Source organism: Pseudomonas sp. SJZ103, assembly GCF_007828335.1.
GTDB lineage: Bacteria > Pseudomonadota > Gammaproteobacteria > Pseudomonadales > Pseudomonadaceae > Aquipseudomonas.
This window is the reverse complement of record NZ_VIUN01000001.1, coordinates 925170-939138: the sequence shown is the minus strand read 5'-3', so window position 1 is coordinate 939138 and position 13969 is coordinate 925170. Positions and strand designations below refer to the sequence as shown.

The window sequence follows — 13969 nt, the reverse complement described above, 5'->3', positions numbered from 1 at the left end:
TCCGAGTCATTCGTAGGAAGATTCGTAGATATACCACGGATAAACGCGTCAGGCCTTGTTCGCCAGGCCCCGATCACTCATGAACGCTTCCAGCCGCGAACGCACCCAGCGTTCAGCCGGGTCGGTGTCCACATGACTGAGCCAGACCATGGACAAATCCAGGGTCGGCGTCTCGAACGGAAACGGCTCACAGAACAGGTTGCCCGACACAGCCATGGCCTCGGCGGTGTAGTCCGGCAGGCTGGCGATCAGGTCCGTCCCGGCCAGCAGCGCGGGCAATGCGCTGTATTGCGGCACCGACAACACCACATGGCGCTTGCGGCCGATTTCCGCCAGCCACTCATCGGCAAACCCGGACACGTTGGCGGTGTGGGACACCAGCACATGGGGGCGCGAGCAATATTCATCGAGGGTCAGCGGAGTGTCCGAGGGATCGGCGCGCAGCAGTCGCGGGCGGATATGACGCAGCAGCTTGCGCTTGGCATTCGCCGGCAGGCCACGGGTCTGGGTGATGCCGACGGTAATATCGCCGGAGGCCAGCAGGTCGGGGATGCGCCAGTAGTCCACATGCTGGACCACGAACACCACTTGCGGCGCCTCCTGGCGCAAGGCGCGCAGCAGCGGCGGCAACAGGCCGAACTCGACGTCATCGGACAGGCCGATGCGAAAGGTCATGGTGCTGATGGACGGGTCGAAATCGTGGGTCAGGCTCAAGGCCGACGACAGTGAGTCCAGGGCGGGCGACAGGTGCTGGATGATTTCCTCGGCGCGCGCAGTGGGTTCCATGCGATGGCCGACGCGAATGAACAGCGGATCATTGAACAAGGTACGCAGACGGTTTAGGGCCGAACTGATGGTCGGCTGGCCGAGAAACAGCTTCTCGGCCACCCGCGTCACATTGCGCTCAAGCATCAGTGCTTCGAAGACCACCATCAGGTTGATGTCGGCCTTGCGTAATTCATTGCGATTCATCGGCGCCTGCCCTTTCCCCAAGACAGGTCGCAGTGTAGAAAGCGCGACGCACGGCGTCTATGCGCCAATCTGCTGATACCGGCCCCTTGCTCAGGGCTTGAGCGGAAACTCCTGATCCCGCTCGGACAGCTCCGTTCCGTCATCCGGATGTTTCCAGGTCTGGGGTTTTTCTTCTTCACGCCGTTGCTGGGGTTGTTCACGCTCCGGCTCATCCTGGCGCTTCTGTTCGTTGCCCATAGCCACCTCCCCTCCGTAAGAATTGGTCACATCTACCAGCATAGAACAGAGCAGGATTTTTGACGGATACGGCGATTGATAGCCAATTAAGATTAATCAATCCAAATTTTTCACTTATCATTTCTAAATGTGTCAGCCACTATCCTCGGTCTTACGCGAAACAAGCACTTAAAAGAACGCTGGAGACACAAAACCATGACTAGCCCTTCCCGGCCCGATTCTGCCCGTTCGAAAGTAGGTGCGGTATTCCGCGTTACCTCGGGCAACTTCCTCGAACAGTTCGACTTCTTTCTGTTTGGTTTCTACGCCACCTACATCGCTGCCGCATTCTTCCCCGCCGCTAATGAATTTGCGTCATTAATGATGACCTTCGCCGTGTTCGGTGCTGGCTTCCTGATGCGGCCACTGGGCGCAATCATCCTCGGCGCTTATATCGATGACGTCGGCCGCCGCAAAGGGTTGATCGTAACCCTGTCGATCATGGCCAGCGGCACACTGTTGATCGTGCTGGTGCCGGGTTATCACACCATTGGCCTGTGGGCGCCGCTGCTGGTGCTGCTGGGCCGCCTGTTGCAAGGTTTCTCGGCCGGTGCGGAACTGGGCGGTGTGTCGGTATACCTGTCTGAAATGGCCACCCCGGGCCGCAAGGGTTTCTACACCAGCTGGCAATCGGGCAGCCAACAGATCTCCATCGTGGTGGCTGCCGCGCTGGGCTATGGCTTGAACGTGTGGATGGAACCGGCGGTGGTTGCCGATTGGGGCTGGCGCATTCCGTTCGCCATCGGTTGCGTGATCATCCCGTTCATCTTTGTGCTGCGCCGTAACCTGCAGGAAACCGAAGAGTTCGCCAACCGCAAGCATCGCCCGACCATGCGCGAAGTGCTGGCCACACTGGTGAAAAACTGGACCGTGGTCATCGGCGGCATGCTGATGGTGGCCATGACCACCACCGCGTTCTACCTGATCACCGTGTATGCGCCGACCTTCGGCAAGACCGTGCTGCAACTGAGCACCTCCGACGCGCTGCTGGTGACCTTGCTGGTGGCGATATCGAACTTTGTCTGGCTGCCGATCGGCGGCACCTTGAGCGACCGCTTCGGCCGCAAGCCGGTGCTGATCGCCATGACCGCACTGACGGTGCTCACGGCATATCCGGCGCTGTCCTACGTGGTGAACGCACCGAGCTTCGCCCATATGCTGGAAACCCTGCTGTGGTTCTCGTTCCTGTACGGCATGTACAACGGTGCGATGATCCCCGCCCTCACGGAAATCATGCCGGTGGAAGTGCGCGTGGCCGGCTTCTCCCTGGCCTACAGCCTGGCGACCGCGATCTTCGGTGGGTTTACCCCGGCGATCTCCACCTGGTTCATTCACATCACCGAGGACAAGGCATCGCCGGCCTACTGGATGATGTTTGCGGCGGTTTGCGCACTGTGCTCGACACTGGCGCTGTACCGTCGTGCCAATGCGCGTGGGCAGGTGATGCAGGGGGCGGTGTGATGAGGTCTGTGTTCAAGACCCTGACGGCGCTGGCCCTCGGCGCCCTGGCGCTGACGGCCCAGGCCGAGGAGCTCAAGGTGATGACCTCCGGTGGCTTCACCGCCGCCTATAAACTGCTGGGCCCGCAATACGCCCAGCACAGCGGCGACACCCTCGACACGATACTCGGCCCATCCATGGGCAAGGCACCGGAAGCGATTCCCAACCGCCTGGCCCGTGGCGAACATGCCGACGTGGTGATCATGGTCGGCTATGCCCTGGATGAGCTGATCAAACAAGGCAAGGTTGACCCGGCTTCCCGCGTGGAACTGGCCGACTCACGCATCGGCCTGGTGGTGAAGGAAGGTGCGGCCAAACCTGCGATCGGCACTGATGCCGAACTCAAGGCTGTATTGAGCAAGGCCAAGTCCGTGGCGTATTCGGACAGCGCCAGCGGTGTGTATGTCGAGAAAGAGCTGTTCAAGAAGCTCGGCATGCCCGCCAAAGGCACCATGATCGAGCGCCTGCCGGTGGCCGAACAGGTCGCCAAGGGCGATTACGAAGTGGGCTTACAACAGGTGGCGGAGCTGTTGCCGGTGCCGGGTGTGACGTACGTCGGCAAGATCCCGGAGGATGTGCAATCGGTGACGCGTTTTGCCGCGGGCATTCCGGTCAATGCCGAACACCCGACACAAGCCAAGGCGCTGTTGCAGTTCCTGGCGTCGCCCGAGGCACAACCGGTGGTGCAATCCACCGGCCTGGACTCGGTGTCACGCTGACCGACACCGCATCTGCTGCATCCATCGCTCCAACTCCAGCGCCGCCGGCGGCAACGTCCGCCCGCGGCGCTTGATCAAGCCCACATTACGCATCACCTGCGGTTCCACCACGCCTAAGCCCGCTTCCACCAGACCATCAGGGTGGTCACGTGGTGCGTTCGAACGGCTTCAAGTCGAGCGCCGACTCGAACTTTTCGATGCGCCGGCTGAGGGCCGATTGCGAGATGCGGATGGCCGCGGCGGCGCGCCGGGTGCACGCTGATTGATCACTGCCGGCGAAACGCCTATCCGCCTAAAGCGCCCGATCCACAAGGCTTGAACCGAATGAACGAAAAGCTTCGAAACAATTCAAAGCACTTCAATTTAGTATAAATTGCATGCCACTCAACCAAGGCATTCAAGGAGGTTTCCTGTGGCAACTCTGCAAGCTCATACCATTCAGGCACTGCACACCCATCGCCCTACCCTGCTGACCGAATGGGTTGCCAGCCTTGAGGCTTCGGGGGCCACGCGTAACGTCAAGGCCGAGGACACCCGGCAGCAGGCCAACGACTTCCTCAACCTGTTGATCGCAGCACTGCAGCAAGGCGGTTCGCAACAGGTCGGCCATGAAAACTGGGCAGAAACCCGGGTCTTCCTGGAAAAACTCTCCCACAGCCGCGCCCTGATCGGCCAGGACTCGCAACAGACCGCCAGCTTTATCTTTGCCCTCAAAGGTCCGCTGTTCGCCCTGCTGCAACGGGAATACGCCGAACAACCGACGCAACTGGCCGAACAGCTGTGGGAAATCTCCGAGCTGCTTGACGCGCTGGGGATGCACACTATCCGTACTTTCCAGAAATCCCGTGAGTCGGTGATCAAGCGCCAGCAGGAAGAATTGCTGGAACTGTCCACCCCGGTGGTCAAGCTGTGGGACGGCGTGCTGGCCCTGCCGATGATCGGCACCCTGGATTCGCAACGCACCCAGGTGGTCATGGAGTCGCTGTTGCAGCGCATCGTCGACACCGGCTCGGAGATCGCCATCATCGACATTACCGGCGTGCCGACCGTGGACACCCTGGTCGCGCAGCACCTGTTGAAAACCGTGACCGCCATCCGCCTGATGGGCGCCGACTGCATCATCAGCGGCGTGCGCCCGCAAATCGCCCAGACCATCGTGCACCTGGGCCTCGACCTGCAAGGCGTGGTGACCAAGGCTAACCTGGCGGATGCCTTGGCACTGGCCCTGAAACGCCTGGGTGTCACCATCAGCAAGGCTGTTTAAGCATGGAACGTATCCCGATTTTGCAGATGGGCGAATTCCTGCTCGTGACGATTCAGGTCGACATGCATGACCAGCTTGCGCTGACGTTGCAGGACGACCTGTCCGAGCGCATCAGCCGCACGTCGGCACGGGGCGTATTGATCGACATCTCCGCGCTGGACATGGTCGACTCGTTCATCGGCCGCATGATCGGCACCATTTCCGGCCTGTCGCGCATCATGGATGCCCAGACCGTACTGGTGGGCATGCAGCCGGCGGTGGCGATCACCCTGGTGGAACTGGGCATGACCCTGCCAGGCGTAGCGACCGCGTTGAATGTCGAGCGCGGCATGAAATTGCTGCGTGACCGGGTAGACCACTCATGACCCAGGCCAGCAGCGGCACCCACCCGGTGCTCATCGAACAGGACGTGGTGCTGGCCCGACAATTGGTGCGCAAGTTGGCGCAGGAATGCGGCATGCGCCTGATCGACCTGACCAAGCTGGTCACCGCCGTCAGCGAGCTGGCGCGTAACACCGTGGTCTACGGCGGCGGCGGCCATATGGACTGGGCCGTGGTCGAGAAAGACCACCGCCCCGGCCTGCGCCTGACCTTCCGCGATGAAGGCCCGGGCATCCCCGACCTCAAGTTGGCGATGACCGACGGCTGGACCTCGGGCAGTGGCCTGGGCCTGGGCTTGACCGGCGCCAAACGCCTGGTGGACGAGTTTGAACTGGACACCGCTCCCGGCAAGGGCACCCGCGTGACGATCACCCGATGGACGTGAACATTCCCAGCGCCTTGACCGAGGTGCTGTTGATCGAAGATGTCAGCCAGGTCGGCTATGCCCGGCGCACTGCGCAACAGCTCGCCGAGCAACTGGGCTTCGACGAAACCGACGCCGGCCGCGTAGCCCTGGTGGCCACAGAGCTGGCCAGCAATATCCTCAAGCATGCCGCCCACGGCGAGTTGCAGTTGCGCGCCACGGGCAATCAGGGCGTGGAGATGATCGCCGTGGACCGTGGCCAGGGGTTTGATCTGGACAGTTGCCTGGTGGACGGTTTTTCCACCGGCGGCACCCAGGGTATCGGCATGGGCGCCATCTCCCGCGTGGCACAGGTGTTTGATGCGTACGCCGACCATCGCGGCACGGCGATGCTGGCTCGCCTGTACCCGCGGGCATCAGGTACCAAGGATATTCGCTACGGTGTCAGCCAGCACTCCCTGCACCATGACCCGGCCTGTGGCGATGCCTGGCACCTGGCAATCGAGCCAGGCCGTTTCAGCGTAATGGTGGCCGACGGCCTGGGCCATGGCAGCGAAGCCGAACGGGCAGCACACGCCGGTGAAGCGGTGTTTGCCCAGGACCCGTTCCTGGACCCGACCGTATTGTTCAACGACCTGCATATCGGTATGAGCGGCACACGCGGCGGCGCCATGGCCGTCGCCCAGTACGACGCCATGGCCGACAGCTTGCGCTTCACCGGGGTGGGCAATATCGGCGCGAGCCTGATCGGCCCCGGCAAGTCGCGCGGGCTGGCCTCCCACCCCGGTATCGTCGGCGTGCAATTTCGTAAGGCGCAGCCCTTCGACTACGCTCAGGTCACCGGCCAACTGCTGGTCCTCTACAGCGATGGGCTGCAATCACGCTGGAACCTTGCCGACTACCCCGGGCTTTCACACCGCCACCCGGCCTTGATCGCCGCCATCCTGCACCGTGATTTCTGCCGCGGACGGGATGACGTTACCGTCTTCGTGATTGCCCTGGAGGCCATTGATGGCTGAGACCACCGCTTCCCTCACCGATGAACTGCAACGCCTGCGCCAGGAGGCCGATGCGTTGCGTTCGGAGCTGGACGAGACCAACCAGGGCGTGTTGGCACTGTATGCCGAGCTGGATACCCAGGCCGACCAACTGCGCCAGGCATCGGACTTGAAAAGCCGATTCCTCTCGTACATGAGCCATGAATTCCGCACGCCCCTGGGCTCGATCCTGAGCATCACCAGCTTGTTGGCCGACGAACTCGACGGCCCGCTGAGCGCCGAGCAGCACACGCAGGTCGGATTTATCCGCAGTTCCGCGCGCGAGCTGCGCGAAATGGTCGACGACCTGCTGGACCTGGCCAAGATCGAGGCCGGGCGCATCACTATCTCGCCGGCCTGGTTCGACATGTTCGATTTGTTCTCGGCGTTACGCGGGATGTTCCGCCCGATTGTCGATGCCTCGTCGATAGACCTGATCTTCGAAGAACCTATCGGCCTGCCCAAGCTCTACACCGACGACAAGAAGCTGGCACAGATCCTGCGCAACTTCATCTCCAACGCCCTGAAGTTCACAGCGCACGGCGAGGTACGCGTATCGGCGCAACGGGTCGGCGAGCAGGAAATCCGCTTTGCCGTGCACGACACCGGCCTGGGCATTCCTGCCGAACTGCACAGCAACCTGTTCGAAGACTTTTCCCAGATCGACTCGCCGCTGCAAAAACGCCTGCGCGGCACCGGCCTGGGCCTGTCGCTGTGCAAACGCTTTGCCGAACTGCTCGGCGGCCGGGTCGGCGTAGAGAGTACGCCTGGCGTCGGCTCGATGTTCTTCGTGATCATTCCTCTCTCTATTGCTGGCGGACTTGTCGATGAATCGTGACATCCAACTGCTGATCGTCGACGACAACGCCGCTACCCGCTACGCCCTGCGCCGACGCCTGGAAAGCCATCACTACCATGTGCTTGAGGCCGGCACCGGCCAGGAAGGGCTGGACCTGATCGCCAGCGAAAAAATCGACGGGCTGATCCTCGATGTCAACCTGCCAGACATGAGCGGCTTCGACATCGTGCGCGTGCTGCGCGCCGATCCGGTCACCGCCTTGCTGCCGGTGGTGCATGTATCGGCAGCTTCCATCGAGACCGGCGACATCATCACCGGCCTGGATGCCGGCGCCGATGCCTACCTGATCCACCCGGTCGATCCGGATGTGCTGCTGGCCACTCTGCGTACCCTGTTGCGAGTGCGCGACACTGAATACGCGCTGCGCGAGAGCGAGGCACGGTTTCGCGAAATCTTCTTCAATATCAGCGCGCCGATTGCGGTAATGGATGCACAGCTCAAGGTGCACGAATGTAACCATGCCTTTGCCCAGCTGATTCACGACAACCTCAACCCCGACGCCCTGCTCGAATGCTTCGCCACCGATCAACTCACGGTGCTTCAGGAGCTGTGCCTGCGCCTGGCTGCCGGCGAGCGCTGGAAGGGCACCTTGCAGATGAAGGTCGACGGCCAGTTGCGCGAGACCGAATGGCAGGTTTCGCCCTACCGCCGCGCCGAATTGAGCCTGGTATTTGTCGAGGACGTCACCGAACACCGCCACCGCGAGCGGCACCAGCAGGCCGAACTGGCCAACGCCACCACCCAATTGGCACGCACCGAGGCGCAGCTGCTACAGGCACAGAAGATGGATGCCCTGGGCAAACTCACCGGCGGCATCGCCCATGACTTCAACAACCTGCTGACCGGGATCATCACCAGCCTGGAGCTGATCAAGAAACGCATTGAGACCCAGCGTACCGACAAGGTCATAGGCTATGCCGATGCGGCGTTGAGTTCGGCCCTGAGCGCCGCCGGCCTGACCAACCGCCTGCTGGCCTTCGCCCGCCAGCAACCGCTGGACACGCGGCCGATCGACATCAACGCGCATATTCGCTCCCTGGAAGAATTGCTGGTACGCACCATCGGCGAACATATCGCCTTGAAACTGGAGCTGACCAACAACCCGGCCGTGGCGATGGTCGATCCGATCCAGCTGGAAAGCGCCGTGCTGAACCTGGTGATCAACGCCCGCGACGCGCTGCCCAAGGGCGGCAATATCTGGGTGACGACCTACCCGGCCTACTCCAACGGCAACCTCAAACTGGAAAATGGCCCCTACATCGCCCTGTCGGTACGCGATAACGGTGTGGGCATCGAGCACAGCGTCATCGACAAGGTGTTCGACCCGTTCTTCACCACTAAGCCGCTGGGCCAGGGTACCGGGCTGGGCCTGTCGACCATCTACGGGTTTGCCCGACAGTCCGGCGGCGACGCACAGATCCGCAGCGTAACCCGCCAGGGCACCGAGGTGACCATCATGCTCCCCGCCGCAAGCGGCCCCGCCAGCACCGTGGTCAAGCCACTGGCGTCGCCGGGCCAAAGCAATGGCGAGCACGTGCTGATTGTCGAAGACATGCCCACCGTGCGCAGCTTCGTGGCCGAGGTGCTGATCGAGGCCGGCTACCGCTGCAGCCTCGCCGCCGATGGCGACGAAGCCATCGCCAGCCTGCGCGACGACCCGAGCATCAACCTGCTGCTGACCGATGTCGGTCTGCCCTACATGACCGGGCGCGAACTGGCCGACGTCGCACGCGAAATGCATCCTGCACTGCCAATCCTGTTCATGACCGGCTACGCGGAAAACGCGGCGAATCGCCAGAGTTTCCTCGGCGAAGGCATGGATCTGATTTCCAAGCCATTTCACATCGATGAATTGCTGGAGAAGATCCGTCGCGGGCTGGATGGCACGGCCGGCACACTTCACTACAGCTGAAACTTTGCGACCGCCTCGTTCAGGGAAACCGCCAACTGCGCCAGTTCCCGGCTCGATCCATTGATCTGCCCGGCTCCGGAAGAGGACTGTGCCGACAGATCGCGAATATTGACGATATTGCGATCGACTTCCTTGGCCACTTGGGCCTGCTCTTCGGCAGCACTGGCAATCACCAGGTTGCGCTGGTGAATCTGGTCGATGGAGTCGGTGATCTGACTTAATGCGCCGCCCGCCCCCTCAGCCAAGGCCAGGGTGTCGGTGGCACGCTGGGTGCTCGACTGCATTGAGCTCAACGCGTCGTTGGAGCCGGTGCGCATCGCGGTCACCATCTGGTCGATTTCCAGGGTCGATTGCTGGGTGCGATGGGCCAGGGCGCGCACTTCGTCAGCCACCACCGCAAAACCGCGCCCGGACTCACCGGCCCGCGCCGCCTCGATCGCGGCGTTGAGCGCCAGCAGGTTGGTCTGCTCGGCGATGGAGCGAATCACGTCGAGCACCTTGCCAATATCCCGCGATTGCTCGGCGAGGTTCTGCACCAGGGTCGAAGTTTCGCCGATATTGGTGCTCAGGGCTTGAATGGCGTTGACCGTTTCGCCCACACGGTGCTGGCCTTCGCGCGCGGTTTCATTGGACAGGCGCGTGGACTCGGAGGTGGACACTGCATTGCGCGCCACCTCATCCGCCGCCGAGGTCATCTCGTTCACGGCGGTGGCGGCCTGCTCGATTTCAGCGGTCTGCTTTTGCAGGCTGCGGCTGCTCTGATCGGTGATGCCGTTGAGGTCGGTGGCCGATGACGCCATCTGCCCCGCCGACTGGCGAATCAGCTGCAGGGTGCCGCGCAGGTTGGCCTGCATGGTCTTGAGAGCCACGAGCAGGCGCGTCACTTCGTCGTCGCCGGTCACGTCCACCGTTTGGGTCAGGTCACCCTGGGCAACGTTCTCGGCAGCCCGTACTGCATGGCTGAGGGGGCCGACGATGCTGCGCGTGAGCAACCACGCCAGCAGCACGGTGCTCAAACCCGCAACAATCACAAAGCCGAACACCATGGTGCGCGAACGGCTGTACTGTGACTCGGCCGTCTGGCCTTGCTGGTTGATCTGGGCGTTGTAGTAGTCGGCCAGGGCATTGAGCTGGGCTCCGGAGCCATCGACCACGGTTTTCATATCCACCAGCAACAGCTTGTTCAGCTCGGCGCCCTGCTGCTTGTCGGCAAGGGCGAAGGACTGCGCCAGCCCTTGCTGGTATTGGCGCAGCGAGACCTGGAACTGGTCGTAGAGCGTGCGTAATTCGGGAGTGTCGATCACCGCGTCGAGTTCAGCCAGCCGCTTGGTCAGGTCCTGGCTGCGGGTGTCCATCTGGCTACGGTATTGCGGGATGCTCGCCGGGTTCGGGTCCAGCGCCATGCGCAAAGAGATCGTACGAATGCGCAGCATGATTTCGCGAACGTCCGCCACCAGCCGCATCTTAGGCACCAGCCCGCTTTCCACCTGCACCGCGCTGGCGCGGATGTTTGCCATATTCGACAGCGCAAAAAAACCCAGCAGGGCCACGAGCAAAGCAATCAAGGCAAAACCTAAACCCGCACGGCGGGCGATGGACAGGCTGCGAAGGGACATTTAGCGGGATCTCTCGTTAGGGATACGATGTCGTATGAGAGCGTTTCGGCCGCATGGATAAAGACTTGAGGGACGTAGCCTGCGGGAAATGAGAAGTTATCAGGCCAGTAAAGCATGCTTGAAGACGGAAGGCGGTTGGTTGTGCTGGCTGGAAGAACCACGACGGCCCTGTCGGCAGCTCGGAACGAGTAGCTCTGCTCCAAATAAAAATCTCAGAAACGAAAAAGCCCCGTAGCTTATTCAACTACGGGGCTTTTTCTATGTAATGGCGGAGAGATAGGGATTCGAACCCTAGGTACCGGTGAAGGTACAACGGATTTCGAATCCGTCCCATTCGGCCACTCTGGCATCTCTCCAACGGCGCGCATCATAACAGCCTGTTTCGTGGAAGCAAAGCGCAGAAGCGATTTTTTTCCGTGCTATCAGATGCTTGCGTCGATTAAAGCGGTACGCCAAGACGCTTGGCGACTTCTTCGTAGGCTTCGATCACATCACCGAGGCCTTGGCGGAAGCGGTCCTTGTCCATCTTCTTCTTGGTGTCCTTGTCCCACAGGCGGCAGCCGTCCGGGCTGAATTCGTCGCCCAGGACGATGGAGCCGTCGTGGAACACGCCGAATTCCAACTTGAAGTCCACTAGCAGCAGGCCTGCGTCGTCGAACAGCTTGCTCAGAACGTCGTTGACCTTGAGGGACAACTCCTTCATGCGTGCCAGTTGCTCAGCGGTGCCCCAGCCGAATGCCACGACGTGGGATTCGTTGATGAACGGGTCGCCCTTGGCGTCGTCCTTCAGGAACAGCTCGAACGTGTAAGGGTTGAGCTTGAGGCCCTCTTCGACGCCCAGGCGCTTGACCAGGCTGCCGGCTGCGTAGTTACGCACGACGCATTCCACCGGGATCATGTCCAGCTTCTTCACCAGGCACTCGTTGTCGCCCAGCAGTTTGTCGAATTGGGTCGGAATGCCGGCCGCTTCGAGTTTCTGCATGATGAAGGCGTTGAACTTGTTGTTCACCATGCCCTTGCGATCAAGTTGTTCGATGCGCTTGCCGTCGAACGCCGAGGTGTCGTTGCGAAACAGCAGGATCAGGCGGTTGGCGTCGTCGGTCTTGTAAACCGACTTGGCTTTGCCGCGGTAGAGTTCTTCACGTTTTTCCATGATGGGCTCCGCTTTGAGTGAGGTGGGCTAGGCGATATGTCGCCAGTCGAGCCCTGAATCTTGATCGGCCAGTTGCAGCCAGTCCGGGTCGCACCCGAGGGTGTCGACAAAACATTGCCGGGCAAGCGTCGGCAGGTTGTTCTTGCTGCTCAAGTGGGCCAGGACCAGGTGTTGCAGGTCTTGCCAACCCAACTCATACACCAGGTACGCCGCCTGATGGTTGTTCAAATGTCCCAATTCGCCGCCGACCCGTTGCTTGAGAAAGTACGGATAGTGACCGCGAGCCAGCAGGTCTCGGCAGTGGTTGGACTCGATCATCAAGGCATCGAGGTTCCGGTAGCCGTCCAGCACCTTGGCGCAGTAGGAGCCCAGGTCGGTGAGCACGCCGAAACGCCGCTCTCCGTCACTGAATACATACTGCGTCGGTTCCTGGGCATCGTGCGCCACGGCAATCACATCGATGCTCAGGGCACCGATTTGCAGCTGCTCGCCACCAGCCAGAAAACCTGCGGGTTCTATGGGTTTGCGCATCCCGCGCAATGTGCCGCGACTGAGGTACACCGGAAGATTGTAGCGCCGAGACAGCAAACCCACGCCATGCACGTGGTCGGCATGTTCGTGGGTCACCAGAATCGCGCTCAGCTGCGAGGGGTGAACCCCCAGGCGCAGCAGGCGCCGCTCGGTTTCCTTTAACGAGAAACCACAATCCACCAGCACGTACGTGTCGTCATGGGCGACCAGCGTGCCGTTCCCTTGGCTACCGCTGCCGAGAACGGCAAAACGCATCGGATCAGCCCAGGTTGTCCTGAATCACGCCCAACACCTTGCGCGCTGTTTCAGCCGGCGCCACGGTGTTGATGTTCTTCTCGACGGTGACTTGCACAGTCTCGCCAACCTTGCTCAAACGCACCTGATAACGCTCGGCACGGGTCTCGATTTCTTCCTTGGTCGGCTTGCTGCCGAACAGTTTGCCGAAGAAACCAGGCTCTTCGTCTTTGCGCTCGGCCTTTTCAGCCACGTTGATGTAGTACAGGCCCAGGCTGCGGTTGATGTCTTCAACACGCCAAGGGCCTTGCTCCAACGCGCGACCGACGCTGGCCCAGGCACGATCCAGGTCTTCACCCAGGTTCAGCACCACGTTGCCGCTGCCGTCTTCGGTGAGACTGACGCGGCTCGGGGTGTCGTAATCACGGGCGGCGAGCAGGGATACGGAACCGCCCTTCTCGGAGATACGGCTCATGCTGGCCAGCATCTCGTCGACCAATGCCGAGTCGACACCGGTGTTGACCGAGCGGTTGGTGAAGTCGACGTTGGCGGTGCTGCCGGCAGGACGTTCGGCGCTGACCACATAGACTTCACTGGTGTTGCGCTGCACGCCTGGCTCGATGCGCACACGCACACGGGCTTCGCTGTCGGCGGCGACACCACCGGCCTGCAGGCGCTTGGCCATAGTGGCGGACAGTTCGCTGCCCTGCTGCCATGCCGTGGTGAATTCACCGGTCTGCGGGCGCTGCTCGTCGATGCGGAAACCGTTGTCCTGGAAGAACTGCACCGCTACCGGCCAGACTTCGGCAGGTGGGCGCTGCGCCACGATCCAACGCGAATCACCGCTCTTCTGCAGGCTGTAGTCGCTGGCATCCGCCACGGCCGAGATCGGCTGTGGACGCGGCACGACGTATTCACCCTTGGTGGTGTCGTCGGCAACGTTGCGTGGAATCGGCAACAACGGGTCAAGACGCTTGGCGACGTTGACGTCCGGCGGCAGTTGCATCGGTTTGGTTGCTTGTGCTTCCAGGTAATCGCTGCCGCGGTCACGGAAGTAGCCTTCCGGGCCCCAGATCCAACCGCAGCCACTGGTGCTGGAGATAATCAAGGCAAGTGCGGAAAGTCCGGCCAATCGCTTCATGCGTAGTGCT

15 protein-coding genes, 1 tRNA gene and 1 pseudogene are annotated in these 13969 nt (G+C 61.5%); 8 read left to right on the top strand and 9 right to left on the bottom strand.

Going from position 1 to position 13969, the window contains the following annotated elements; translation table 11 throughout:
• Positions 1 to 48 precede the first annotated feature (48 nt).
• Both FBY10_RS04465 and FBY10_RS31435 read right to left on the bottom strand, forming a co-directional pair.
• Positions 49 to 972, bottom strand: coding sequence for a LysR substrate-binding domain-containing protein (locus FBY10_RS04465; protein ID WP_145334890.1), 924 nt, complete (start codon positions 970 to 972; stop codon positions 49 to 51).
• 90 nt (positions 973 to 1062) lie between these two features.
• A complete protein-coding gene (locus tag FBY10_RS31435) occupies positions 1063 to 1209 on the bottom strand; it encodes a hypothetical protein (RefSeq protein ID WP_167656487.1) in 147 nt (48 codons plus the stop codon).
• A 195-nt stretch (positions 1210 to 1404) separates the two neighbouring features.
• On the opposite strand from FBY10_RS31435, the gene FBY10_RS04460 reads away from it, so the two are divergent.
• A complete protein-coding gene (locus FBY10_RS04460) occupies positions 1405 to 2709 on the top strand; it encodes an MFS transporter (protein ID WP_131697052.1) in 1305 nt (434 codons plus the stop codon).
• Entirely contained in the window at positions 2709 to 3467 is a 759-nt protein-coding gene (locus tag FBY10_RS04455) for a substrate-binding domain-containing protein (RefSeq protein ID WP_131697053.1), read from the top strand. Before FBY10_RS04460 ends, FBY10_RS04455 begins: the two co-directional genes overlap by 1 nt.
• Here FBY10_RS04455 and FBY10_RS04450 read toward each other — a convergent pair.
• Positions 3459 to 3625 (bottom strand): annotated as a pseudogene (locus FBY10_RS04450) (LysR family transcriptional regulator); the annotation flags it as partial. The gene FBY10_RS04455 and the pseudogene FBY10_RS04450 sit on opposite strands and share 9 nt — an antisense overlap.
• A complete protein-coding gene (locus tag FBY10_RS32105) occupies positions 3613 to 3693 on the bottom strand; it encodes a hypothetical protein (RefSeq protein ID WP_371920962.1) in 81 nt (26 codons plus the stop codon). The gene FBY10_RS32105 and the pseudogene FBY10_RS04450, both read right to left, overlap by 13 nt.
• Positions 3694 to 3879: 186 nt before the next feature.
• Here FBY10_RS32105 and FBY10_RS04440 point away from each other — a divergent pair, with 186 nt between their 5' ends.
• Genes FBY10_RS04440 through FBY10_RS04415 form a run of 6 tightly spaced genes read left to right on the top strand, consistent with a single transcriptional unit; the run spans position 3880 to position 9284 of the window.
• Complete coding sequence (locus tag FBY10_RS04440) at positions 3880 to 4731, top strand: STAS domain-containing protein (RefSeq protein ID WP_131697054.1); 852 nt, start codon at positions 3880 to 3882, stop codon at positions 4729 to 4731.
• Between the two features lie 2 nt (positions 4732 to 4733).
• Positions 4734 to 5096 (top strand): STAS domain-containing protein, encoded by a 363-nt coding sequence (locus tag FBY10_RS04435; protein WP_027604299.1) that lies wholly within the window; start codon positions 4734 to 4736, stop codon positions 5094 to 5096.
• On the top strand, positions 5093 to 5497 hold the full coding sequence (locus FBY10_RS04430) for an ATP-binding protein (protein ID WP_065899382.1): 405 nt from the start codon (positions 5093 to 5095) through the stop codon (positions 5495 to 5497). The genes FBY10_RS04435 and FBY10_RS04430 overlap by 4 nt, the downstream gene beginning before the upstream one ends.
• A complete protein-coding gene (locus FBY10_RS04425) occupies positions 5488 to 6495 on the top strand; it encodes an ATP-binding protein (RefSeq protein ID WP_131697055.1) in 1008 nt (335 codons plus the stop codon). Before FBY10_RS04430 ends, FBY10_RS04425 begins: the two co-directional genes overlap by 10 nt.
• A complete protein-coding gene (locus FBY10_RS04420) occupies positions 6488 to 7351 on the top strand; it encodes a sensor histidine kinase KdpD (protein WP_131697056.1) in 864 nt (287 codons plus the stop codon). The genes FBY10_RS04425 and FBY10_RS04420 overlap by 8 nt, the downstream gene beginning before the upstream one ends.
• The gene (locus tag FBY10_RS04415) at positions 7341 to 9284 is read left to right on the top strand and encodes a response regulator (RefSeq protein WP_131697057.1); all 1944 of its coding nucleotides are present in this window, start codon (positions 7341 to 7343) and stop codon (positions 9282 to 9284) included. Before FBY10_RS04420 ends, FBY10_RS04415 begins: the two co-directional genes overlap by 11 nt.
• Here FBY10_RS04415 and FBY10_RS04410 read toward each other — a convergent pair.
• From FBY10_RS04410 to bamC, 5 genes are all read right to left on the bottom strand, one after another.
• Entirely contained in the window at positions 9275 to 10900 is a 1626-nt protein-coding gene (locus FBY10_RS04410; RefSeq protein ID WP_145334891.1) for a methyl-accepting chemotaxis protein, read from the bottom strand. The genes FBY10_RS04415 and FBY10_RS04410 overlap by 10 nt on opposite strands.
• A 266-nt stretch (positions 10901 to 11166) precedes the next feature.
• A tRNA-Ser gene (locus FBY10_RS04405) sits at positions 11167 to 11256 on the bottom strand.
• 83 nt (positions 11257 to 11339) lie between these two features.
• A complete protein-coding gene (gene purC, locus FBY10_RS04400) occupies positions 11340 to 12053 on the bottom strand; it encodes a phosphoribosylaminoimidazolesuccinocarboxamide synthase (RefSeq protein ID WP_027604309.1) in 714 nt (237 codons plus the stop codon).
• 27 nt (positions 12054 to 12080) lie between these two features.
• On the bottom strand, positions 12081 to 12839 hold the full coding sequence (locus FBY10_RS04395) for an MBL fold metallo-hydrolase (RefSeq protein WP_027604310.1): 759 nt from the start codon (positions 12837 to 12839) through the stop codon (positions 12081 to 12083).
• A 4-nt stretch (positions 12840 to 12843) separates the two neighbouring features.
• Positions 12844 to 13959, bottom strand: a complete 1116-nt coding sequence (gene bamC / locus FBY10_RS04390) for an outer membrane protein assembly factor BamC (protein WP_027604311.1) — start codon at positions 13957 to 13959, stop codon at positions 12844 to 12846.
• Between the last annotated feature and the right edge of the window lie 10 nt (positions 13960 to 13969).

What these genes read in the sequence shown, in the direction of transcription:
- FBY10_RS31435 (WP_167656487.1), bottom strand. Translation starts at nt 1,209, where the DNA reads ATGGGCAACGAACAGAAGCGCCAGGATGAGCCGGAGCGTGAACAACCC.
- purC (WP_027604309.1), bottom strand. Translation starts at nt 12,053, where the DNA reads ATGGAAAAACGTGAAGAACTCTACCGCGGCAAAGCCAAGTCGGTTTAC.
- FBY10_RS04455 (WP_131697053.1), top strand. Translation starts at nt 2,709, where the DNA reads ATGAGGTCTGTGTTCAAGACCCTGACGGCGCTGGCCCTCGGCGCCCTG.
- FBY10_RS04465 (WP_145334890.1), bottom strand. Translation starts at nt 972, where the DNA reads ATGAATCGCAATGAATTACGCAAGGCCGACATCAACCTGATGGTGGTC.
- FBY10_RS04415 (WP_131697057.1), top strand. Translation starts at nt 7,341, where the DNA reads ATGAATCGTGACATCCAACTGCTGATCGTCGACGACAACGCCGCTACC.
- FBY10_RS04460 (WP_131697052.1), top strand. Translation starts at nt 1,405, where the DNA reads ATGACTAGCCCTTCCCGGCCCGATTCTGCCCGTTCGAAAGTAGGTGCG.
- FBY10_RS04395 (WP_027604310.1), bottom strand. Translation starts at nt 12,839, where the DNA reads ATGCGTTTTGCCGTTCTCGGCAGCGGTAGCCAAGGGAACGGCACGCTG.
- FBY10_RS04430 (WP_065899382.1), top strand. Translation starts at nt 5,093, where the DNA reads ATGACCCAGGCCAGCAGCGGCACCCACCCGGTGCTCATCGAACAGGAC.
- FBY10_RS04435 (WP_027604299.1), top strand. Translation starts at nt 4,734, where the DNA reads ATGGAACGTATCCCGATTTTGCAGATGGGCGAATTCCTGCTCGTGACG.
- FBY10_RS04410 (WP_145334891.1), bottom strand. Translation starts at nt 10,900, where the DNA reads ATGTCCCTTCGCAGCCTGTCCATCGCCCGCCGTGCGGGTTTAGGTTTT.
- FBY10_RS04420 (WP_131697056.1), top strand. Translation starts at nt 6,488, where the DNA reads ATGGCTGAGACCACCGCTTCCCTCACCGATGAACTGCAACGCCTGCGC.
- FBY10_RS04425 (WP_131697055.1), top strand. Translation starts at nt 5,488, where the DNA reads ATGGACGTGAACATTCCCAGCGCCTTGACCGAGGTGCTGTTGATCGAA.
- bamC (WP_027604311.1), bottom strand. Translation starts at nt 13,959, where the DNA reads ATGAAGCGATTGGCCGGACTTTCCGCACTTGCCTTGATTATCTCCAGC.